Source organism: Bifidobacterium saimiriisciurei, from assembly GCF_010667655.1.
GTDB classification, from domain to species: domain Bacteria; phylum Actinomycetota; class Actinomycetes; order Actinomycetales; family Bifidobacteriaceae; genus Galliscardovia; species Galliscardovia saimiriisciurei.
In genome coordinates this window covers 149,904-172,515 of record NZ_WHZU01000001.1, presented here as the reverse complement: position 1 = coordinate 172,515, position 22,612 = coordinate 149,904, and the positions used below count along the sequence as shown (strand labels likewise).

The following is a 22,612-nucleotide window of genomic DNA, read 5'->3' as shown; positions in this document are numbered from 1 at the left end:
GCTCAGAGTGTCAGCGTCAGGCGGTGAAGTACTCGACGCCGGCCTCGAAGATCGGCTGGTACTTGTCGCCGGGCACGTTCACGTAGAGGCCGTTGCCGCTACGCTCCGAATGGCCCATCTTGCCGAACACGCGGCCGTCGGGGCTGGTGATGCCCTCGATGGCGAGCAGCGAGCCGTTCGGGTTGACGTTTAGGTCCATGCTCGGCACGCCGGCCTCGTCCACGTACTGCGTGGCGATCTGGCCGTTGGCCTTGAGCTGCGCCAGCACGTCGTCGTTGGCGACGAAACGGCCCTCGCCGTGGGAGATGGCGACCGTGTGCACGTCGCCGACCTCGGTCTTCGCCAGCCACGGGGAGAGGTTCGAAGCCACGCGGGTGCGCACCAGACGGCTCTGGTGGCGGCCGATGGTGTTGAACGTCAGCGTCGGGCATTCGTCGGTCATCGGCACGATGTCGCCGAACGGCACCAGACCCAGCTTGATGAGCGCCTGGAAGCCGTTGCAGATGCCGAGCATCAGACCGTCGCGGTTCTGCAGCAGGTCGCGCACGGCCTCGGTGACGGCCGGGGCGCGGAAGAACGCGGTGATGAACTTGGCGGAGCCGTCGGGCTCGTCGCCGCCGGAGAAGCCGCCGGGGATCATCACGATCTGGCTGCGTCGGATCTCGTCGACCAGGGCCTGCGTGGACTCGGCCACGGCCTCGGGCGTGAGGTTGTTGACGATCAGCGTGGTGGCGTCGGCGCCGGCGCGCTCGAACGCGGCGGCCGTGTCGTACTCGCAGTTGTTGCCGGGGAACACCGGGATGACCACATGCGGCTTCGCCACGGAAGCGCCCGTGTACACGGTCTTCTTCGGCGCGGTGAAGCTCACGGTCTCGACGGTCTCGCCCTTGCCGCGGTAGGGGAACACATCCTCGATGCCATGCTCCCAGGCCTCCTGCACGTCGGCCAGGTCGAGCGTCTCGCCGCAGGCCGCGAACTCGTAGGCCTCGGTGGTCTCGCCAATCTTGCCCATGCACACCAGGTTGGAGACGGCCGGCAGCTTGCCCTGGTCGGCCAGCTCCACGATGAAGCTGCCGTATGCCGGGGCGAACAGGTCGTCAAGGGCGATGGCATCGTCGAGCTTCACGCCGATGCGGTTGCCCAGCGTGTCCTTGAACAGCGTCTCGGCCGTGCAGCCGTAGCCCGGCGTGGAGACGGCGGCCACCTGACCGTCATCGACGAGGTTCTCGATGACCGACAGCACCTCGATGAGGCTCTCCGGCTCCGGAGTCAGGCCATCGGCCTTGTAGCGCGGGGCGATGCGGACCACGTCGTGGCCGGCCTTCTTGAACTCCGGGGAGGTGGCGCGGCCCATCGGGCCCACGGCCACGGCGAAGCTCACCAGCGTCGGCGGCACGTCGAGGTCCTCGAAGCTGCCGGACATGGAGTCCTTGCCGCCGATGGCGCCGACGCCGAGGTCGACCTGCGCCATGAGCGCGCCGAGCACGGCCGCGAGCGGCTTGCCCCAGCGCTTCGGGTCCTCGCGCAGCTTCTCGAAGTACTCCTGGAACGTCAGGTAGGCGTCCTCGCGGCGGAAGCCCGCGGCGACCAGCTTGGAGATGGACTCGACCACCGACAGGTAGGCGCCGGTGAACTGGTTGGCCGACATGATGTATGGGTTGAAGCCCCAGGCCATCGCGGAGGCGGTGGTGGTCTCGCCGAACACCGGGAACTTCGCGACCATGGCCTGCGACGGGGTCAGCTGCTCCTTGCCGCCGAACGGCATGAGCACGGTGGCCGCGCCGATGGTGGAGTCGAAGCGCTCGGACAGGCCCTTGTTGGAGGCCACGTTGATGTCGGTGACCAGCTCGTGCATGCGCTCGGACAGCGTGGCGCCCTTCCACGGGGTCTCGTAGGTGCCGCCCTGCTCCACATGCGCGTCCATGTACTTCGGGGCGCCGTTGGAGTTGAGGAAGGCGCGGCTCAGGCTCACGATGGTGTCGCCGTTCCACGTCATGACCATGCGCGGGTCCTCGGTGACGGTGGCGATGACCGTGGCCTCGAGGTTCTCCTCGCGGGCGTAGCCGAGGAACTCGTCCACATCCTCGGCGGCCACGTCCACGGCCATGCGCTCCTGCGATTCGGAGATGGCCAGCTCGGTGCCGTCAAGGCCCTCGTACTTCTTGGTGACCTTGTCGAGGTCGATGGTCAGGCCGTCGGCGATCTCGCCGGTGGCCACGGAGACGCCGCCCGCGCCGAAGTCGTTGCAGCGCTTGATGAGGCGGCAGGCGTCGCCGCGGCGGAACAGACGCTGCAGCTTGCGCTCGATGGGGGCGTTGCCCTTCTGCACCTCGGCGCCGCACTCCTCGAGGGAGTCGATGTCGAGCTGCTTGGAGGAGCCGGTGGCTCCGCCGATGCCGTCACGGCCGGTGCGGCCGCCCAGCAGGATGATCTTGTCGCCGGGGGCCGGGGTCTCGCGGCGCACATGGTCGGCCGGGGTGGCGCCCACCACGGCGCCGATCTCCATGCGCTTGGCCACGTAGCCCGGATGGTACAGCTCGTCGACCTGGCCGGTGGCGAGGCCGATCTGGTTGCCGTAGGAGCTGTAGCCGGCGGCGGCCGTGGTCACGAGCTTGCGCTGCGGCAGCTTGCCCTCAAGCGTCTCGGACACCGGCACGGTCGGGTCTGCGGCACCGGTGACGCGCATGGCCTGGTACACGTAGGAACGGCCCGACAGGGGGTCGCGGATGCAGCCGCCGATGCAGGTGGCAGCGCCGCCGAACGGCTCGATCTCGGTGGGGTGGTTGTGCGTCTCGTTCTTGAACAGGAACAGCCAGTCCTCGTCCTCGCCGTTCACGTCGACCTTCACCTTCACGGTGCAGGCGTTGATCTCCTCGGATTCGTCGAGGTTCCTCAGCACGCCGTGCGCCTTGAGGTACTTGGCGCCGATCGTGCCCATGTCCATGAGGCACACGGGCTTCTCGTCGCGGCCGAGCTCGTGGCGGATGGCGAGGTACTTGTCGAACGCGGCCTTGACCACGTCGTCGTCGATCTCGACGTTCGTCAGCTGCGTGCCGAACGTGGTGTGGCGGCAGTGGTCCGACCAGTACGTGTCGATGACCTTGATCTCGGTGATCGTCGGGTTGCGCTGCTCCTTGGCGAAGTACTCCTGGCACACCTTGATGTCGGCGAGGTCCATGGCCAGACCGCGGTCATCGATGAACTTGGCGAGACCCGCCTCGTCCAGTTCGAGGAAGCCGTCGATGACCTCCACCTTGCCCGGCGTGGCGACCTCCATCTTCAGGGTGTCGCGCGTGTCGAGGGAAGCCTCGCGGGCCTCCACCGGGTTGATGACGTAGTGCTTGATGGTGGCGATGTCGTCGTCGGAGAGCGCGCCCTCGAGCACATACACCTTGGCGCTGCGCACATCGGGGCGCTCGCCCTGGCTGATCAGCTGGATGCATTCGCTCGCCGAATCGGCGCGCTGGTCGAACTGGCCGGGCAGGAACTCCACGGCGAACACGGCGGCGTCGCCGGTCTCGGGAAGCTCGTCGGTGGCCACGTCGGTCTGCGGCTCGCTGAACACGGTGGGCACGCACTGGCGGAACAGCTCCTCGCTGATGCCCTCCACGTCGTAGCGGTTGATGACGCGCAGGCCCTTGAGACCCTCGACGCCGAGGATGGTGCGCAGCTCGTTGTTCAGCTGCTGCGCCTCCACGTCGAAGCCGGGCTTCTTCTCAACATAGATGCGAAAAACCACTGCAGTTTTCCTTTCTTGATTCGTATGGCCCCGTCAGGTCGGGCTCGTCGGTGAAAAACAACCAAGGGGAGGGACGCCGTTCACGCGTTCACCTCCCCTTGGCGGCTTCGCCGACGACTCCCCTCCGGGAGGGGAGTCATGGCCGTGGCCATGCCCAACGCTCCGGGGAGCCGTAACAACGATTACTTGACTTCGATGCCTTCGGACTTGGCCAGCTCGGCCAGGCGGGACTCGATCTCCTCATAGGCGGGGATGATCGAACCGAGGCCACGGCGGAACAGGTCCTTGTCGAGGTGCTCGACCTTGCCGGAATGGTCCTTCTGGTCCCACAGGCGGCAGGAGTCGGGGGTGATCTCGTCGGCCAGCAGCAGCTTGCCGTCGTCGGTGCGGCCCATCTCGATCTTGAAGTCCACGAGCTTCACGTCGATCTTCGCGAAGATCTCGATGAGGGCCTCGTTGATGCGGCGGGCCAGCGGCGCGATCTCGGCCAGGTCCTCGCGGGTGCACACGCCCAGGGCCACCAGGTCGTCATCGTTGACGAACGGGTCGTGCAGGTCGTCGTTCTTGAGGAAGTACTCGAGCACCGGCTCCTTGAGCGGCAGGCCCTCCTCGACGCCGAGGCGCGAGCAGAAGTGGCCGGCGGCGGTGTTGCGCAGCACGATCTCCAGCGGGAACATGTTCACCTTGCGCACCAGCTGGGCGGTGTCGTTCACGCGTTCGATGAGATGGCTGTCGATGCCGCGCTTCTTGAGCAGGTCGAAGATGATGGTGGTGATGAGGTTGTTCAGACGCCCCTTGCCGGTGAAGTCCTCCTTCTTCTCGCCATCGCCGGCCGTTGCCGTGTTCTTGTACTCGACCCAGAAGACCTCCGGATCGTCGGTTGCGTACAGCTGCTTGGCCTTGCCCTCGTAGAGCTTTTCCAGTTTCTCCATCATTACCTTTCTCACAACGTGATTTCACAGCGTTATCGGAGTGGAAATTCGGGGTGAATAATCGAGCCTAGGATATCAAGCGCCAGCTACAAACACACCGCGCCCGGACGTCTGGAAAACGTCCGGGCGCGGTGTTGCGGGAATGCGGGAATCCACGTCGTGCCGACGATGCGTCGTCAGCCGCGTTCGCCCACCGTGACCTCCAGTCGCCGTGCGACGTCGGCGGCCTTGCGGCGGGCCTCCTCCTCGGTCGGGGCGGCGGCCAACGCCACGGCCATGCGGCGATGGCCGTTCACGCCGGGCTTGCCGAAGATGCGCACGTCCGTGTCGGGCTGCGACAGGGCTTCGGCGAGATGACGGAACGTCACCTCGCCCTTGCCGGAGACGACGATCGCATGGCTGGCCGAGACCATATCCGGGTCCCGCAATGCGACCGACCGGCCGGATACCGGGACGCCGAGCACCGCGCGGGCGTGCAGCGCGAACTCGCTGAGGTGCTGCGAGATCATCGTGACCATGCCCGTGTCGTGCGGACGGGGGGAGACCTCGTTGAACAGCACACGGCCGTCCTTGAGCACGAACAGTTCCACGCCGTATACGCCCCAGCCGGTCTCGCCATGGCGTCGGGCGAGTTCCACCAGGCCGGAGACCATCGTCGTGGCGATCTCGGCGGCCTGACGGCGCACGTCGTCGGTGATCGACGCGCACTGCCACGACTCACGGTAGTCGCCGTCCTCCTGACGCTGGCCGATCGGATCGCAGGTGACGATGCCGGACGACGAGCTCACCGTAAGCACCGTCAGCTCGTAGTCCATCGGAACGAACGCCTCGACGACCACGCGGCTGACCTTGTGCTCCTTGGCGGTGCGGCCCTCGTTCTGCGCGATGTCCCATGCGCGGGCCACATCATCGGCGCCGCGCATCACCGACTGGCCATGGCCGGAGGAGCTCATCACCGGCTTGACCACGCAGGGGAAGCCCACGGCCGCCGCGCCCTCGGCCAGCTCCTCCTCGGATTCGGCGAAACGATACGGCGACGTCGGCAGTCCGAGATCCTCGGCGGCTAGGCGGCGCAGACGCTCGCGGTCCATGCAGATCTGCGCGATCTGGCAGCTCGGCACCACCTGCACGCCCGCCTCGGCGGCCTTTGACAGCTCGGCGGTGGCGATGGCCTCCACCTCGGGGATGATGATGTCGGGTCTCACGTCGGCGATCAGGGCGTTGAGCTCATCGGCCTTGGCCATGTCGAGCACGCGGGCCTCGTTCGCCACATACTGGGCCGGGGCGCCCTCATAGGAGTCGGCCGCGCAGACCCACACGCCCAGACGCATGAGCTCGATGACGATCTCCTTGCCCAGCTCGCCGGAGCCGAGCAGCAGCGCGCAGGTGCGGTTTCCGCGAAGGTCGCCGAGCGGGCGGTCTGTCGCGGCGGGGGGATTGGAGGAATTGACTGTGGGATTCTCAGACTTGCTCATGCCCTTTATTGTGGCATCAGCGCTACCCGTCAAGGCCATGCCTATGGAAATGACCGTGGAAACGCTTGTGCGGCTTGGTTTTCGGCGATGTCGGAGGACGCCGGGCACCTTCGCGACACGCCGATGTGACAAGCGCTGAAAATCGTGTATAGTATTCACCTGTTGCGCTCGTTCAGTCCGCTGAACGGAGACGACATGGTGGCTATAGCTCAGTTGGTAGAGCATCTGATTGTGGTTCAGAAGGTCGCGTGTTCGAGCCACGTTAGCCACCCCGAAGTCAAGGGCTTCTCCGAAAGGAGAAGCCCTTTTTCGTTATGTGACATGTGGCTTCATCATTGACGTGGTCCTATAACCCTACGGCCCTTGACCTGCGACGGCCAGAACGATATCCGGGCCCGAAATCGGTTTTGCGGGTCTATCCGTTCATTAATAGTCGGTCCACGACGGTCATAAAGAGATTTGTGGGTCTACGACATACATGAGGACGTCAGGAACGACGTCCACGCAAACGGATAGACCCGCAAAACCGATTTCGGGCCCGGATATCGTTCTGGCCGTCGCAGGTCAAGGGCCGTAGGGTTATAGGACCACGTCAATGATGAAGCCACATGTCACATAACGAAAAAGGGCTTCTCCTTTCGGAGAAGCCCTTGACTTCGGGGTGGCTAACGTGGCTCGAACACGCGACCTTCTGAACCACAATCAGATGCTCTACCAACTGAGCTATAGCCACCATGTCGTCTCCGTTCAGCGGACTGAACGAGCGCAACAGGTGAATACTATACACGATTTTCAGCGCTTGTCACATCGGCGTGTCGCGAAGGTGCCCGGCGTCCTCCGACATCGCCGAAAACCAAGCCGCACAAGCGTTTCCACGGTCATTTCCATAGGCATGGCCTTGACGGGTAGCGCTGATGCCACAATAAAGGGCATGAGCAAGTCTGAGAATCCCACAGTCAATTCCTCCAATCCCCCCGCCGCGACAGACCGCCCGCTCGGCGACCTTCGCGGAAACCGCACCTGCGCGCTGCTGCTCGGCTCCGGCGAGCTGGGCAAGGAGATCGTCATCGAGCTCATGCGTCTGGGCGTGTGGGTCTGCGCGGCCGACTCCTATGAGGGCGCCCCGGCCCAGTATGTGGCGAACGAGGCCCGCGTGCTCGACATGGCCAAGGCCGATGAGCTCAACGCCCTGATCGCCGACGTGAGACCCGACATCATCATCCCCGAGGTGGAGGCCATCGCCACCGCCGAGCTGTCAAAGGCCGCCGAGGCGGGCGTGCAGGTGGTGCCGAGCTGCCAGATCGCGCAGATCTGCATGGACCGCGAGCGTCTGCGCCGCCTAGCCGCCGAGGATCTCGGACTGCCGACGTCGCCGTATCGTTTCGCCGAATCCGAGGAGGAGCTGGCCGAGGGCGCGGCGGCCGTGGGCTTCCCCTGCGTGGTCAAGCCGGTGATGAGCTCCTCCGGCCATGGCCAGTCGGTGATGCGCGGCGCCGATGATGTGGCCCGCGCATGGGACATCGCGCAGAACGAGGGCCGCACCGCCAAGGAGCACAAGGTCAGCCGCGTGGTCGTCGAGGCGTTCGTTCCGATGGACTACGAGCTGACGGTGCTTACGGTGAGCTCGTCGTCCGGCATCGTCACCTGCGATCCGATCGGCCAGCGTCAGGAGGACGGCGACTACCGTGAGTCGTGGCAGTGCGCGTCGATCACCGACGACGTGCGCCGTCAGGCCGCCGAGATCGCCACGACGATGGTCTCCGGCCTGGTGGAACTCGCCCGACGCCATGGCGAGACCGGCTGGGGCGTATACGGCGTGGAACTGTTCGTGCTCAAGGACGGCCGTGTGCTGTTCAACGAGGTCTCCCCCCGTCCGCACGACACGGGCATGGTCACGATGATCTCGCAGCACCTCAGCGAGTTCGCGCTGCACGCCCGCGCGGTGCTCGGCGTCCCGGTATCCGGCCGGTCGGTCGCATTGCGGGACCCGGATATGGTCTCGGCCAGCCATGCGATCGTCGTCTCCGGCAAGGGCGAGGTGACGTTCCGTCATCTCGCCGAAGCCCTGTCGCAGCCCGACACGGACGTGCGCATCTTCGGCAAGCCCGGCGTGAACGGCCATCGCCGCATGGCCGTGGCGTTGGCCGCCGCCCCGACCGAGGAGGAGGCCCGCCGCAAGGCCGCCGACGTCGCACGGCGACTGGAGGTCACGGTGGGCGAACGCGGCTGACGACGCATCGTCGGCACGACGTGGATTCCCGCATTCCCGCAACACCGCGCCCGGACGTTTTCCAGACGTCCGGGCGCGGTGTGTTTGTAGCTGGCGCTTGATATCCTAGGCTCGATTATTCACCCCGAATTTCCACTCCGATAACGCTGTGAAATCACGTTGTGAGAAAGGTAATGATGGAGAAACTGGAAAAGCTCTACGAGGGCAAGGCCAAGCAGCTGTACGCAACCGACGATCCGGAGGTCTTCTGGGTCGAGTACAAGAACACGGCAACGGCCGGCGATGGCGAGAAGAAGGAGGACTTCACCGGCAAGGGGCGTCTGAACAACCTCATCACCACCATCATCTTCGACCTGCTCAAGAAGCGCGGCATCGACAGCCATCTCATCGAACGCGTGAACGACACCGCCCAGCTGGTGCGCAAGGTGAACATGTTCCCGCTGGAGATCGTGCTGCGCAACACCGCCGCCGGCCACTTCTGCTCGCGCCTCGGCGTCGAGGAGGGCCTGCCGCTCAAGGAGCCGGTGCTCGAGTACTTCCTCAAGAACGACGACCTGCACGACCCGTTCGTCAACGATGACGACCTGGTGGCCCTGGGCGTGTGCACCCGCGAGGACCTGGCCGAGATCGCGCCGCTGGCCCGCCGCATCAACGAGGCCCTCATCGAGATCTTCGCGAAGATCGACGTGAAGCTCGTGGACTTCAAGATCGAGATGGGCCGCACCGACGACGGCAAGCTGCTGCTGGCCGACGAGATCACCCCCGACTCCTGCCGCCTGTGGGACCAGAAGGACCATTCCGGCAAGGTCGAGCACCTCGACAAGGACCTGTTCCGCCGTGGCCTCGGTTCGATCATCCCCGCCTATGAGGAGATCGAGTCCCGCCTGGCCGAGCTGGCCAAGTCCGAAGGCATCGAAGTCAAGTAATCGTTGTTACGGCTCCCCGGAGCGTTGGGCATGGCCACGGCCATGACTCCCCTCCCGGAGGGGAGTCGTCGGCGAAGCCGCCAAGGGGAGGTGAACGCGTGAACGGCGTCCCTCCCCTTGGTTGTTTTTCACCGACGAGCCCGACCTGACGGGGCCATACGAATCAAGAAAGGAAAACTGCAGTGGTTTTTCGCATCTATGTTGAGAAGAAGCCCGGCTTCGACGTGGAGGCGCAGCAGCTGAACAACGAGCTGCGCACCATCCTCGGCGTCGAGGGTCTCAAGGGCCTGCGCGTCATCAACCGCTACGACGTGGAGGGCATCAGCGAGGAGCTGTTCCGCCAGTGCGTGCCCACCGTGTTCAGCGAGCCGCAGACCGACGTGGCCACCGACGAGCTTCCCGAGACCGGCGACGCCGCCGTGTTCGCCGTGGAGTTCCTGCCCGGCCAGTTCGACCAGCGCGCCGATTCGGCGAGCGAATGCATCCAGCTGATCAGCCAGGGCGAGCGCCCCGATGTGCGCAGCGCCAAGGTGTATGTGCTCGAGGGCGCGCTCTCCGACGACGACATCGCCACCATCAAGCACTACGTCATCAACCCGGTGGAGGCCCGCGAGGCTTCCCTCGACACGCGCGACACCCTGAAGATGGAGGTCGCCACGCCGGGCAAGGTGGAGGTCATCGACGGCTTCCTCGAACTGGACGAGGCGGGTCTCGCCAAGTTCATCGATGACCGCGGTCTGGCCATGGACCTCGCCGACATCAAGGTGTGCCAGGAGTACTTCGCCAAGGAGCAGCGCAACCCGACGATCACCGAGATCAAGGTCATCGACACGTACTGGTCGGACCACTGCCGCCACACCACGTTCGGCACGCAGCTGACGAACGTCGAGATCGACGACGACGTGGTCAAGGCCGCGTTCGACAAGTACCTCGCCATCCGCCACGAGCTCGGCCGCGACGAGAAGCCCGTGTGCCTCATGGACATGGGCACGATCGGCGCCAAGTACCTCAAGGCGCACGGCGTGCTGAGGAACCTCGACGAATCCGAGGAGATCAACGCCTGCACCGTGAAGGTGAAGGTCGACGTGAACGGCGAGGACGAGGACTGGCTGTTCCTGTTCAAGAACGAGACGCACAACCACCCCACCGAGATCGAGCCGTTCGGCGGCGCTGCCACCTGCATCGGCGGCTGCATCCGCGACCCCCTGTCGGGCCGTTCCTACGTGTACCAGGCCATGCGCGTCACCGGTGCCGCAGACCCGACCGTGCCGGTGTCCGAGACGCTTGAGGGCAAGCTGCCGCAGCGCAAGCTCGTGACCACGGCCGCCGCCGGCTACAGCTCCTACGGCAACCAGATCGGCCTCGCCACCGGCCAGGTCGACGAGCTGTACCATCCGGGCTACGTGGCCAAGCGCATGGAGATCGGCGCCGTGGTGGGCGCCACCCCGGCCGACCATGTGCGCCGCGAGACCCCGGCCCCCGGCGACAAGATCATCCTGCTGGGCGGCCGCACCGGCCGTGACGGCATCGGCGGAGCCACCGGCTCCTCCAAGCAGCTCGACATCGACTCCCTCGAGGAGTGCGGCGCCGAGGTGCAGAAGGGCAACGCCCCCATCGAGCGCAAGCTGCAGCGTCTGTTCCGCCGCGGCGACGCCTGCCGCCTCATCAAGCGCTGCAACGACTTCGGCGCGGGCGGCGTCTCCGTGGCCACCGGCGAGATCGCCGACGGCCTGACCATCGACCTCGACAAGGTCACCAAGAAGTACGAGGGCCTTGACGGCACCGAGCTGGCCATCTCCGAATCGCAGGAGCGCATGGCCGTGGACGTGGCCGCCGAGGATGTGGACGAGTTCCTCGGCTACGCCCGCGAGGAGAACCTCGAGGCCACGGTCATCGCCACCGTCACCGAGGACCCGCGCATGGTCATGACGTGGAACGGCGACACCATCGTGAGCCTGAGCCGCGCCTTCCTCAACTCCAACGGCGCCCCGAAGTACATGGACGCGCATGTGGAGCAGGGCGGCACCTACGAGACCCCGTGGAAGGGCGCCACGCTGTCCGAGCGCATGCACGAGCTGGTCACCGACATCAACGTGGCCTCCAACAAGGGCCTGTCCGAGCGCTTCGACTCCACCATCGGCGCGGCCACCGTGCTCATGCCGTTCGGCGGCAAGGAGCAGCTGACCCCGTCGCAGGCCATGGTCGCGAAGTTCCCGGTGTTCGGCGAGACCACCACCGCCTCCGCGATGGCCTGGGGCTTCAACCCATACATCATGTCGGCCAACCAGTTCACCGGCGCCTACCTGTCGGTGGTCGAGTCCATCTCCAAGCTGGTCGCCGCGGGCTTCCGCCGCGAGGACGCCTACCTGACGTTCCAGGAGTACTTCGAGAAGCTGCGCGAGGACCCGAAGCGCTGGGGCAAGCCGCTCGCGGCCGTGCTCGGCGCGCTCATGGCGCAGGTCGACCTCGGCGTCGGCGCCATCGGCGGCAAGGACTCCATGTCCGGCAGCTTCGAGGACCTCGACGTGCCGCCGACGCTGGTGAGCTTCGCCGTGGCCGTGGGCCCGATGGGCCGCGCCACCTCCCCGGAGTTCAAGAAGGCCGGCCACGACGTGGTCCGCATCGCCCCGCGCTACAAGGCCGATGGCCTGACTCCGGAGCCGGAGAGCCTCATCGAGGTGCTGTCGGTCATCGAGAACCTCGTCGATGACGGTCAGGTGGCCGCCGTCTCCACGCCGGGCTACGGCTGCACGGCCGAGACGCTGTTCAAGGACACGCTGGGCAACCGCATCGGCGTGAAGCTCGACGATGCCATCGCCCTTGACGACCTGTTCGCCCCGGCATACGGCAGCTTCATCGTGGAGCTGGCCGACCAGGGCAAGCTGCCGGCCGTCTCCAACCTGGTGTGCATGGGCAAGATTGGCGAGACCACCGAGGCCTACGAGTTCGCGGCCTGCGGCGAGACGCTCGACCTGGCCGACGTGCAGGAGGCCTGGGAGCATGGCATCGAGGATGTGTTCCCCTACCGCGGCAAGGGCGAGACCGTCGAGACCGTGAGCTTCACCGCGCCGAAGAAGACCGTGTACACGGGCGCTTCCGTGGCGAAGCCGCATGTGGTCATCCCGGTGTTCCCCGGCAACAACTGCGAGTACGACACGGCCGCCGCGTTCGAGCGCGCCGGCGCCGACGCCACCACGCTGATCGTCAACAACCTCACGCCCGAGGCCGTGGCCGAGTCCACGCAGGCCCTGGTCGACGAGATCCGACGCAGCCAGATCGTGATGATCCCCGGCGGCTTCTCCGGCGGCGACGAGCCCGACGGCTCCGCCAAGTTCATCACCGCGTTCTTCCGCGCCCCGGCCGTCACCGAGGCCGTGCGCGACCTGCTGCAGAACCGCGACGGTCTGATGCTCGGCATCTGCAACGGCTTCCAGGCGCTCATCAAGCTGGGTCTGGTGCCGTTCGGCGACATCGTGCCGATGACCGACGAATGCCCGACGCTGACGTTCAACACCATCGGCCGCCACCAGAGCCGTCTGGTGCGCACCCGCGTGGCTTCGAACCTCTCCCCGTGGCTGGCGAAGACCGAGGTCGGCGACGTGCACACGGTCGCCATCTCCCACGGCGAGGGCCGTTTCGTCGCCAACGACGACGTGCTGGCGCAGCTCAAGGCCAACGGCCAGATCGCCACGCAGTACGTGGACGAGGCCGGCGTGCCGAGCATGGACCTAAACGTCAACCCGAACGGCTCGCTGCTCGCCATCGAGGGCATCACCAGCCCCGACGGCCGCGTGTTCGGCAAGATGGGCCATTCGGAGCGTAGCGGCAACGGCCTCTACGTGAACGTGCCCGGCGACAAGTACCAGCCGATCTTCGAGGCCGGCGTCGAGTACTTCACCGCCTGACGCTGACACTCTGAGCGACCAAAACGGGGAACAGACCGCTCATTCGGCCTGTTCCCCGTTTTTTCATGCCCAAATCGCCGAAATCCGAGGTTTACACGCGCAAATTGTCGCCGAAAGGCCCTCTTCGCGACAATTTGCGCGTGTAAATCACGGGATTCACGCTATCGCAGCACGGCTTTGATGCGGCGGACGGCTTCGGCGAGTTCGGGCTCGGATTTGAGCAGGCTCAGACGAATGAATTCTGAATAGGATGGGGCGTATGCCGGTTCATCCGGTCATGCGCCCCGTCTTGTTCGTTGCAATGGTCGTCTCGTTGACGTCATGCGTCCTGCATGGCAAGTTGCTATGCCTCCATACGGCAAGGTTTGTGGGTCTATCCAATCGCGAAAACACAAAGTGGGGCTATTGCATACATGAGGAAGTCCTTTTCGACGTCCCTATGTATGCAATAGACCCACAAACCTCTTAATGAATGAATTGGTCCGATCGGACGACATCAATCAGTCGATGTCGTTCAGCAGGAAAACGTTGTAGGCCTTGTCCGCGATTATCTTCGTACCGGCGAAATCCATGCCGGCTCCGACCAACGCCCCGGCGACCGGCACGACCTTCACCAGATTGATGGCGCCCTTGGAACCGAATTTGGTGAGAAGCCGGAAGCCCACCTTCTTGTTGATGTTCATCAGCACCTGTCCGGGAAGCTTCTTCAACATGGCCATGGTGACCTTGTTTGCGACCTCTATGCCGGTCTTCTTTACGATATCCGTGATGGATGTGCCGACAAGGCACATATATGCCAGCGTCTGCACCTCGTCGTCGTGCGGATCGTATCCGCCCATATAGGCGAGCGCGGCGATCATGCGCATCTGCACATAAATCACGCTGGTGATATTCGCCGGTATGGTCACAGGCATGGTGATGAATCCACCGAAGCCGGTGACGAATCCGGACGTGGAGCATTTCGCGATCTGATTGGCGATGAACATCCTGGCCGCCTTCTCCGGCGAATCATACCGGTCCAGGTACTCCTGCGCCAAGGCATCGCTGCTTTTGCTGACCTTGGGGATGCCGTTCAGTGCGGCCGCATAGCACTTGTCCAGAATCTCGGACATCTGCTCTTCGGTCAACGACGGTGCAGACACGTTCGAGGCAACGTCTTTCATCGCATTCGCGGCATCGCTACCGGCCTGCTTTACCGATTCTCCAGCCTGCCCTGCGACCTTTTCGACCTCGTTGACGGCGTCCTTGGCCGCCTTGCCGACACCATCGACGGCGTTCTTCGCCGCTTGGCCTGCATTGTCGATGGCGTCTTTCGCCATGTTGCCGATGCCGTCGATGATGCTCACAGGCGTCTCCCTCGTCTCATGTCATGTGGCTGCAAGTGCCCCGTTGCAACTTCATAAAGAAGTTTACATTCTTACAAGCCATAAGACACATGGGCATGTTTGCAACAATGTCGGAGGGCTGTCTGGATTCACCTATCCACGTCGTCTAGCGCAAAGCAATCTGGATGCGGCGGACGGCTTCGGCGAGTTCGGGCTCGGATTTGAGCAGGCTCAGACGAATGTAGTCGGCGCCGACATGACCGAAGCAGGTGCCGGGCAGCACGGCGACGGCGGCGTGGTCGAGCAGGTGGTCGGCGAGGCGCTCACCGTTCCAGCCGCCGTCACGGGGCACGTGCGCCCACACGTAGATGCCTCCGGCTGAGTCGAACACGTCGAGTCCGGCCTCGCGCAGTCCCTCGGCCACGATGCGACGACGGGCGGCGTAGCGTTCGGCGAGTTCGGCGACGCATGACTGGTCGGAGAGCAGCGCCGCGATGCCGGCGTCCTGTATGCTGCCGGTGATCATGGAGCCCATCTGATAGTGGTAGAGCTTGAGCCGTGAGACCACGGCCTCGTTGCCCGCCACGAATCCGGCGCGCCAGCCGGCCATGGCGTACATCTTCGACAGTGAGCACACCTCGACGGCCACGTCGAACGCACCGGGAATCTCGAGGATGCTGTGCTGCTGTGCATCCGGCCCGCCGACGCCGAGGCCCGTGTAGGCGTAGTCGTGCACGATGACGAACCGATGCTCACGCGCCAGTTCGACGGCGCGACGCAGGAATTCAAGGGACGCCTGGGCTCCGGTGGGATTGTTCGGATAGTTGAGCACCAGCATCTTCACACGGTCCCAGGTGTCGGCGGTCACGGCGTCCAGGTCGGGCAGGAATCCATGGTCGGCGAGCGCGGGCAGCAGTATCTCCTCGGCACCGTGCATGACGGCCATGCAGTGGTATGAGGGATAGTAGGGGTCGACGAACGCGACGGCGTCGCCGCGGTCGATGAGGATGGCGTAGAGTCCGGCGAGCCCGTCGACCGCGCCTTCGACGGCGAACAGCTGCGTAGGCCAGTCGAGTTCCACGCCGTGCACGTTGCGGTACCATTCGGCGGCGGCCTCGAGAAACGCGGGCTTGCCGTCGAACGGTGTGTATCGCGCGTTGGCCGGATCGTCGACGGCCTTCTTGGCGACGGCGCGGATGAATTCGGCCGGATAGGCGTCGGGGTTGCCCTTGGCGAGGTCGATGACGTCCGCGCCCGAGGCGACGGCCTTCGCGACCTTCCGGTCGGTGACGGCGAACACGTTGGGCGGTATCGATTCGGCAATCGGCGCGAACGGCACCGGACATGAACGGACGTTGGAATCGGCTGCAAGCATGGTGATGGTCTTCTCCTGACTGATTCAATCACGCCCGAATATACCGTTCTTGCGTCGCGTTCCGCATGGGATTGATCAGCGGAGGCTATAACGGTTATCTATTGGCCGCTATTTCATGGATGTCCACGATGTCCTGCAGGGCGATGGTCTGCCCGTTGCCAAGTATGAGCAGCCGGTGCACGGTGTCGATGCGGCGGAGCGTGTCGCCGACGGTGACGTAGACGCCGCCGTCCTTGCGGGGGTCCGGCATGAAGAACGTCACCGAGACCTGCGGATGGTCCGACGCATGTTCGACGATGTGCCGCAGCCGTTCGTCCAACACCTGACGTTCGTCGTCACCGAGCTCCACACGCTGTTGGGTCTGCCTTGCCGTCTCCATGATGATGGCGTCGTAGCCGCTGAGCGCGGCGAACGGCATGAATTGCGCGGCGCGTTTGCGCAATGGCATATGCGGTCGTGTGGATGACCGGTGATGCGGCCTGTCGATGATGTCGTCGTATCGGTGGGTCGGGGTGAGGGGCATGAGACTCCTTTCCATGAGGTTCCGTTGGCTTAGGCGGCATGGCCGCCAATCTGGCTGTTGCGCTCGATGCCGGTGGCTCCTTCCTCGAGGTTCATGCCTTTGATGACGGCGTTTCTGCCGAACCGGTGTTTGATATCCAGCAGGGTCTTCTGCACGTCATGCTCCCGCCGCTCCCCTACCGCCGACTCCCGCCGCCGACGTTCCTCGGCTTCCGAGTCGGTGAACAGGTCGGGCTGTTCGTAATGGTCGCCGGCCGATTGCACGACGGCCGCTCCCTCCCCGTTCTTCTCCGGTTTGAGCCGTCCGGCGACGATGGTGATGCGACGGACGGTCAGGTTCGGATCGACGGCTCGGTCGTATATCCTCGTGGCCGCGTCGACGATGCGGCGGGCGGATGACGTATACGGCAACGTTTCCGTGCCGTGCGCGGCTTTCGGGATTTTCCTCCCGTAATGGTCCGTGTCAACCACGCCGGCATAGTGCGACGCATCGGTCCGGGGCGCCTCCCCCATGCCGCAGTCGTCCTTCCTGCCGCCGAGGTTCTCGATGTCGTAGCCGACCATGAGCGACACGCAGTCGGTCCGCTCGTTTCGTTCGACCATGTCTAACGCCAGCTGGTCGGCCATCTCCTTGACGATGATGCGGGCGTGCGCGAAATCATAGGGCTCGTGCAATACCTGTCCGATGCTCATGCTGTTGGATTCGGGGCGGTACGCCTTGATGTCGGCGATGGTGCACGGCTCCCATCCCCATGCGTGGTCGATGAGTAGTTCCGCGTTCACGCCGAACAGCCGGTACAGCAGATTCTCGTTGTAGAAGTCGGTGGGACCGCCGAGCGAGCAGCGTGCGACATCGCCCATGGTGTTGAGCCCGTGGGCCTCGAGTTTTTTCGCATAGCCGCGCCCGACCCGCCAGAAGTCGGTGAGCGGCCTATGATCCCACAGCAGCCGCCGGTACGACATCTCGTCGAGCTCGGCGACGCGCACGCCGTCGCGGTCGGCCGGCATGTGCTTGGCGACGATGTCCATGGCGACCTTGGCGAGATACAAGTTCGTGCCGATGCCGGCCGTGGCAGTGATGCCCGTGGTCGCGAGGATGTCTCGAACGATGGTCATGGCCAGCCGGTGCGCAGTCATGCCGCAGGACTTCAGATACCGCGTGACGTCCATGAACACCTCGTCCACGGAATACACGTGGATGTCCTCGGCGGCGGCGTATTTGAGATAGATGCCGTATATCTGCGCGCTGCATTCGAGATACATCGCCATCCGCGGCTTCGCCACGACATACGTCAGTGCCAGACGTGGGTTCTCCGCCAGTTCCGATGCCAGATACGACTCCCCCATGAACCGCCGGCCGGGCGCGCGAAGACGCCGTTCGGCGTTGACCTGCCGTACCTTCTGCACCACCTCGAAAAGCCTGGGCCGACCGGGAATGCCGTATGCCTTGAGCGACGGCGAGACCGCGAGACAGATGGTCTTCTCCGTGCGGCTCGCATCAGCCACCACCAGATGCGTGTTCAGCGGGTCGAGGCCGCGTTCCACGCATTCCGCCGACGCATAGAACGACTTCAAGTCGATGGCGATGTACGTCCGGTCGCGCAATCCCTCCTCACCCCCTGCCAAGCCCGAGCCTTCATCATCAAGACAAACAAACAAATGTTCGAATACCGTTTTCGAGACTATCATATCTCGAACATATGTTCGAATAAACGCCGTGTCGTTCAGCGCCACGACGGGGCGTCGGTTGTAGTGCGCGGTTGGTAACGTGGGAGCGATTGAATCCTGCGTTAACTCTATATGAAGGAGCGAGTGGCTTGTCCGCCGAACTGGAAGAAATTCACGAGGAATGCGGCGTTTTCGGCGTCTGGGGTCATCCGGATGCGGCACGTCTCACCTATTTCGGTCTTCACGCCCTGCAGCACCGCGGCCAGGAGGGCGCCGGCATCGTCTCGAACGATAACGGCCACCTCATCGGCCACCGTGGTCTGGGCCTACTCACCCAAGTGTTCGGCGACGAACGCGAAATCACCCGTCTTGCCGGCGACAAGGCCATCGGCCACGTGCGCTACGCCACGGCCGGCTCCGGCTCCACCGACAACATCCAGCCGTTCATCTTCCGCTTCCACGACGGCGACATGGCCCTGTGCCACAACGGCAATCTCACCAACTGCCGCACGCTGCGCCGTCATCTCGAGGACGAGGGCGCGATCTTCCACTCCAACTCCGACACCGAGGTGCTCATGCACCTCATCCGCCGCTCCGACCAGCCGACCTTCATGGACAAGCTCAAGGAGTCGCTGCGCAAGGTGCACGGCGGATTCGCCTACCTGCTCATGACCGAGGACGCCATGATCGGTGCGCTCGACCCGAACGGCTTCCGCCCGCTGTCCCTCGGCCGCATGAAGAACGGCGCCTATGTGCTCGCCTCCGAGACCTGCGCGCTCGACATCGTCGGCGCCGAACTCGTGCGGGACATCCGCCCGGGCGAGGTCATCGTCATCAACGACGACGGCTACACCATCGACACCTACACCGACCACACGCAGCTTTCCATCTGCTCCATGGAGTTCATCTACTTCGCCCGCCCCGACTCCAACATCTACGGCGTCAACGTGCACTCCGCCCGCAAGCGCATGGGCGCACGCCTCGCCCAGGAGTCCCCGGTCGACGCCGACATGGTCATCGGCGTGCCGAACTCCTCGCTCTCCGCGGCCTCGGGCTACGCGGAGGAGGCCGGCCTGCCCAACGAGATGGGCCTCATCAAGAACCAGTACGTGGCACGAACCTTCATCCAGCCCACGCAGGAGCTGCGCGAGCAGGGCGTGCGCATGAAGCTCTCCGCCGTTCGCGGCGTGGTCAAGGGCAAGCGCGTCGTCGTCATCGACGACTCCATCGTGCGCGGCACCACGTCCAAGCGCATCGTGCAGCTGCTCAAGGAGGCCGGCGCCGCCGAGGTGCACATGCGCATCAGCTCGCCGCCGCTGAAGTACCCGTGCTTCTACGGCATCGACATCTCCACCACCAAGGAGCTCATCGCCGGCAAGAAGAGCGTGGAGGAGATCCGCGAATACATCGGCGCCGACTCCCTTTCCTTCCTGTCGCTCGACGGCCTCGTCGAATGCATCGGTCTGCACGAGGACGCCCCGTACGGCGGCCTGTGCGTCGCCTACTTCAACGGCGACTACCCGACCGCCCTCGAGGACTACGAGCAGGACTTCCTCAAGTCGCTCACCCCGGAGGACCGCAAGCGCCTGCCCGAGTTCGCGCTCTACAAGAGCAAGTACGTAGGCAACGAATACTCCTGCCAGCAGGCCGGGGCCAAGGCCTGACGGTCCGTCCGTCGGGCAGCCGCTCCAACGGCCGGCGGCCCGACGGACGATTTCAACCATCCGCAACAGTTCGATATTCGATAGACACAAGTTCGATAGACACAAGTTCGATAGACACAAGTTCGATAGACACATCCGACGCGTCGGCCGACACACCGACGCACATCGACATTCACGAAAGGACCATCATGCCCGAAGCGTATGAAAAGGCAGGAGTCAGCGTCGAGGCCGGCTACGAGGTCGTCAAGCGCATCAAGTCCCACGTCGCCCGCACCAACCGTCCCGGCGTCGTCGGCGGCATCGGCGGCTTCGGCGGCCTGTTCGACCTCGCCTCGCTCGGCTACAAGGAGCCGGTGCTGATCTCCGGCACCGACGGCGTCGGCACCAAGCTCGTCGTCGCCAAGATGGCGAACAAGCACGACACCATCGGCATCGACTGCGTGGCCATGTGCGTCAACGACATCGCCGCCCAGGGCGGCCAGCCGCTCTTCTTCCTCGACTACATCGCCTGCGGCAAGAACGACCCGGCCCTGCTCGAGCAGGTCGTCGCCGGCGTGGCCGACGGCTGCGTGCAGGCCGAGGCCGGCCTCATCGGCGGCGAGACCGCCGAGATGCCCGGCATGTACGACGAGGACGAGTACGATCTCGCCGGCTTCACCGTCGGCGTGGCCGAAAAGTCCGCCATCGTCGACGGCTCCACCATCACCGCCGGCGACGTGCTCATCGGCCTGCCCAGCTCCGGCGTCCACTCCAACGGCTTCTCCCTCGTGCGCCGCGCCCTGTTCGACCAGGCCGGCTACACCGTCGACACCGAACTTCCCGAACTCGGCGGCGCCAAGCTCGGCGACGTGCTGCTCACCCCCACCAAGATCTACGTGAAGACCCTCAAGCCCCTGTTCGCGGCCGGCGTCGTCAAGGGCGTCGCCCACATCACCGGCGGCGGCTTCATCGAGAACATCCCGCGCATGATCCCCGACGGCCTCGCCGCCGACATCAAGCTCGGCACCTGGCCCGTCCTGCCGATCTTCGACGTGCTCGAGAAGGCCGGCGAGATCGACCACAAGGAGATGTACAACATCTTCAACATGGGCATCGGCATGGTGCTCGCCGTCTCCAAGGACCGCGCCGACGAGGCGCTCGCCATCCTCAAGGAGCATGACGAGGCCGCCTACGTGCTCGGCTCCATCGTCGAATCCGCCGACGGCAACCAGATCACGCTGCACGACTGATTCGCCACTCGTACGATTCGATTACGCAGCAACGGCAATACGCATCAATCGAACAAACGCACTGAACTGATTGAAAGGACTTGACATCATGGGTCAGAAAGTACTGGTCATCGGCTCCGGCGCCCGCGAGCACACCATCGCCCACACCCTGCTCAAGGGCGACACCGTCGACGAGGTGTTCGTCGCCCCCGGCAACCCCGGCATGAGCGCCGACGGCATCCACATCGTGCAGCTGAGCGAGGAGAACCACGCCGCGCTCATCGACTTCGCCGTGCAGAACGACATCGACTGGGTGTTCATCGGACCCGAGGTCCCGCTCATCGAAGGACTCGTCGACGACTACGAGGCAGCCGGCGTCAAGGCGTTCGGCCCCAACAAGAAGGCCGCCCAGATCGAGGGCTCCAAGACGTTCGCCAAGGAGCTCATGCAGCGTCACGACGTGCCGACCGCCGCCTACGCCACGTTCGAAAGCCTCGAACCGGCCGTCGACTACGTCAAGGAGCACGGCGCCCCCATCGTCATCAAGGCCGACGGACTCGCCGCCGGCAAGGGCGTCACCGTCGCCATGACCGAGGTCGAGGCCATCGAGGCCCTCGAGGAGATCTTCGTCGACCATCGTTTCGGCGCGGCCGGCGCCTCCGTCGTCATCGAGGAGTTCCTCGAAGGCCAGGAGTTCTCCCTCATGAGCTTCGTGCGCGGCGAGGAGTTCTGGACCATGCCGATCTCCCAGGACCACAAGCGCGCCTACGACAACGACGAAGGCCCCAACACCGGCGGCATGGGCGCCTACAGCCCCGTCCCGCAGATCGCCCAGTCCGTCGTCGACCAGGCCGTCGAAACCATCGTCAAGCCCGTCACCAAGGCCATGGTGGATGAAGGCACCCCCTTCACCGGCATCCTCTACGCCGGCCTCATCGCCACCGCCGACGGCCCCAAGGTCATCGAGTTCAACGCCCGCTTCGGCGACCCCGAGACCGAGGTCGTGCTCCCCAAGCTCACCTCCGACCTCGGCGCCGGCATCTGGGCCATCCTCAACGGCGAAACCCCGACGTTCACCTGGGACGAGCAGCGCTCCACCCTCGGCGTCGTCCTCGCCTCCGACGGCTACCCCGTCAACGTCATCAAGGGCGCCAAGGTCCCCGACATCGCCGTGGACGCCGACTCCCACGTCTACTACGCCGGCGTCACCACCACCGGCGAGAACGGCGACCAGCTCATCGCCAACTCCGGCCGTGTGCTCCTCGTCGAAACCACTGCCGACACCCTGCAGGCCGCTCAGGACAAGGTCTACGCGATCATCGACTCGCTCGATACGACCGGTCTGTTCTATCGCCACGACATCGGCGCAAAAGCGCTGAAGTGAAATAACGGAGTGTCCGCGGCATTATGGGAGATTCGATGTACTGAGCGCACCTTCATCTCCCACGCCTTGCGGCCACACACGTTATTTCCCTTCAGTGAGCGTGCCCAGCCCCCTCGTCAGAGGGGGCTTTTGCGTAGTGGCCGGATCCCCCACAAAACCGATGGCGCTCCGTCATGCCCGCCCACCCGTCGGTGGTGCGATGACGCGTGCGGCATCAAGACACGGCAGGACGAAGGCGTACAACAGTACGTCGAATCCT

Annotated in this window: 13 protein-coding genes and 2 tRNA genes; 7 read left to right on the top strand and 8 right to left on the bottom strand. The window is 64.7% G+C overall.

What is annotated here, in order from left to right:
* Positions 1 to 16 precede the first annotated feature (16 nt).
* The 3 genes from GFD18_RS00625 to purT (GFD18_RS00615) form a co-directional block, all read right to left on the bottom strand.
* Positions 17 to 3,739: a phosphoribosylformylglycinamidine synthase gene (locus GFD18_RS00625; RefSeq protein WP_163200058.1), complete on the bottom strand. Its 3,723-nt coding sequence runs from the start codon at positions 3,737 to 3,739 to the stop codon at positions 17 to 19.
* Between the two features lie 182 nt (positions 3,740 to 3,921).
* On the bottom strand, positions 3,922 to 4,671 hold the full coding sequence (gene purC / locus GFD18_RS00620; protein ID WP_163200057.1) for a phosphoribosylaminoimidazolesuccinocarboxamide synthase: 750 nt from the start codon (positions 4,669 to 4,671) through the stop codon (positions 3,922 to 3,924).
* 176 nt (positions 4,672 to 4,847) lie between these two features.
* Positions 4,848 to 6,146, bottom strand: a complete 1,299-nt coding sequence (gene purT, locus GFD18_RS00615) for a formate-dependent phosphoribosylglycinamide formyltransferase (RefSeq protein WP_163200056.1) — start codon at positions 6,144 to 6,146, stop codon at positions 4,848 to 4,850.
* A 198-nt stretch (positions 6,147 to 6,344) separates the two neighbouring features.
* Between purT (GFD18_RS00615) and GFD18_RS00610 the strand changes: the two genes are divergently transcribed.
* Positions 6,345 to 6,417: transfer RNA gene (locus tag GFD18_RS00610), tRNA-His, on the top strand.
* A 389-nt stretch (positions 6,418 to 6,806) separates the two neighbouring features.
* Here GFD18_RS00610 and GFD18_RS00605 read toward each other — a convergent pair.
* A tRNA-His gene (locus GFD18_RS00605) sits at positions 6,807 to 6,879 on the bottom strand.
* 198 nt (positions 6,880 to 7,077) lie between these two features.
* Here GFD18_RS00605 and purT (GFD18_RS00600) point away from each other — a divergent pair.
* The 3 genes from purT (GFD18_RS00600) (at position 7,078) to GFD18_RS00590 (ending at position 13,207) form a co-directional block, all read left to right on the top strand.
* Positions 7,078 to 8,376, top strand: a complete 1,299-nt coding sequence (purT, locus tag GFD18_RS00600) for a formate-dependent phosphoribosylglycinamide formyltransferase (RefSeq protein WP_163200056.1) — start codon at positions 7,078 to 7,080, stop codon at positions 8,374 to 8,376.
* Between the two features lie 176 nt (positions 8,377 to 8,552).
* Positions 8,553 to 9,302: a phosphoribosylaminoimidazolesuccinocarboxamide synthase gene (gene purC / locus GFD18_RS00595; protein ID WP_163200057.1), complete on the top strand. Its 750-nt coding sequence runs from the start codon at positions 8,553 to 8,555 to the stop codon at positions 9,300 to 9,302.
* Positions 9,303 to 9,484: 182 nt separating this feature from the next.
* A complete protein-coding gene (locus tag GFD18_RS00590; RefSeq protein ID WP_163200058.1) occupies positions 9,485 to 13,207 on the top strand; it encodes a phosphoribosylformylglycinamidine synthase in 3,723 nt (1,240 codons plus the stop codon).
* A 500-nt stretch (positions 13,208 to 13,707) separates the two neighbouring features.
* On the opposite strand, the gene GFD18_RS00585 is transcribed toward GFD18_RS00590, so the two are convergent.
* The 4 genes from GFD18_RS00585 to GFD18_RS00570 all read right to left on the bottom strand — a co-directional run bounded on the left by GFD18_RS00585 (position 13,708) and on the right by GFD18_RS00570 (position 18,118).
* A complete protein-coding gene (locus GFD18_RS00585) occupies positions 13,708 to 14,553 on the bottom strand; it encodes an EcsC family protein (protein ID WP_204313996.1) in 846 nt (281 codons plus the stop codon).
* A 145-nt stretch (positions 14,554 to 14,698) separates the two neighbouring features.
* Positions 14,699 to 15,907 carry a pyridoxal phosphate-dependent aminotransferase gene (locus GFD18_RS00580; protein WP_163200059.1) on the bottom strand — a complete coding sequence of 403 codons (1,209 nt, stop codon included), beginning with the start codon at positions 15,905 to 15,907 and terminating at the stop codon, positions 14,699 to 14,701.
* A 94-nt stretch (positions 15,908 to 16,001) separates the two neighbouring features.
* Positions 16,002 to 16,430, bottom strand: a complete 429-nt coding sequence (locus GFD18_RS00575; RefSeq protein ID WP_163200060.1) for a hypothetical protein — start codon at positions 16,428 to 16,430, stop codon at positions 16,002 to 16,004.
* Positions 16,431 to 16,459: 29 nt separating this feature from the next.
* Positions 16,460 to 18,118 (bottom strand): Y-family DNA polymerase, encoded by a 1,659-nt coding sequence (locus GFD18_RS00570; RefSeq protein ID WP_163200061.1) that lies wholly within the window; start codon positions 18,116 to 18,118, stop codon positions 16,460 to 16,462.
* A 128-nt stretch (positions 18,119 to 18,246) separates the two neighbouring features.
* Between GFD18_RS00570 and purF the strand changes: the two genes are divergently transcribed.
* The 3 genes from purF to purD all read left to right on the top strand — a co-directional run bounded on the left by purF (position 18,247) and on the right by purD (position 22,353).
* The gene (gene purF / locus GFD18_RS00565; RefSeq protein WP_163200062.1) at positions 18,247 to 19,761 is read left to right on the top strand and encodes an amidophosphoribosyltransferase; all 1,515 of its coding nucleotides are present in this window, start codon (positions 18,247 to 18,249) and stop codon (positions 19,759 to 19,761) included.
* 188 nt (positions 19,762 to 19,949) lie between these two features.
* Positions 19,950 to 20,990, top strand: a complete 1,041-nt coding sequence (gene purM, locus GFD18_RS00560) for a phosphoribosylformylglycinamidine cyclo-ligase (protein WP_163200063.1) — start codon at positions 19,950 to 19,952, stop codon at positions 20,988 to 20,990.
* A gap of 88 nt (positions 20,991 to 21,078) precedes the next feature.
* On the top strand, positions 21,079 to 22,353 hold the full coding sequence (gene purD / locus GFD18_RS00555; RefSeq protein ID WP_163200064.1) for a phosphoribosylamine--glycine ligase: 1,275 nt from the start codon (positions 21,079 to 21,081) through the stop codon (positions 22,351 to 22,353).
* Positions 22,354 to 22,612: the final 259 nt, after the last annotated feature.

Bases quoted from the DNA above. Each gene is read 5' to 3' on its own strand.
- purD (WP_163200064.1), top strand. From the start codon at position 21,079: ATGGGTCAGAAAGTACTGGTCATCGGCTCCGGCGCCCGCGAGCACACC.
- purM (WP_163200063.1), top strand. From the start codon at position 19,950: ATGCCCGAAGCGTATGAAAAGGCAGGAGTCAGCGTCGAGGCCGGCTAC.
- GFD18_RS00570 (WP_163200061.1), bottom strand. From the start codon at position 18,118: ATGATAGTCTCGAAAACGGTATTCGAACATTTGTTTGTTTGTCTTGAT.
- purT (WP_163200056.1), top strand. From the start codon at position 7,078: ATGAGCAAGTCTGAGAATCCCACAGTCAATTCCTCCAATCCCCCCGCC.
- GFD18_RS00580 (WP_163200059.1), bottom strand. From the start codon at position 15,907: ATGCTTGCAGCCGATTCCAACGTCCGTTCATGTCCGGTGCCGTTCGCG.
- purC (WP_163200057.1), bottom strand. From the start codon at position 4,671: ATGGAGAAACTGGAAAAGCTCTACGAGGGCAAGGCCAAGCAGCTGTAC.
- purC (WP_163200057.1), top strand. From the start codon at position 8,553: ATGGAGAAACTGGAAAAGCTCTACGAGGGCAAGGCCAAGCAGCTGTAC.
- purT (WP_163200056.1), bottom strand. From the start codon at position 6,146: ATGAGCAAGTCTGAGAATCCCACAGTCAATTCCTCCAATCCCCCCGCC.
- GFD18_RS00575 (WP_163200060.1), bottom strand. From the start codon at position 16,430: ATGCCCCTCACCCCGACCCACCGATACGACGACATCATCGACAGGCCG.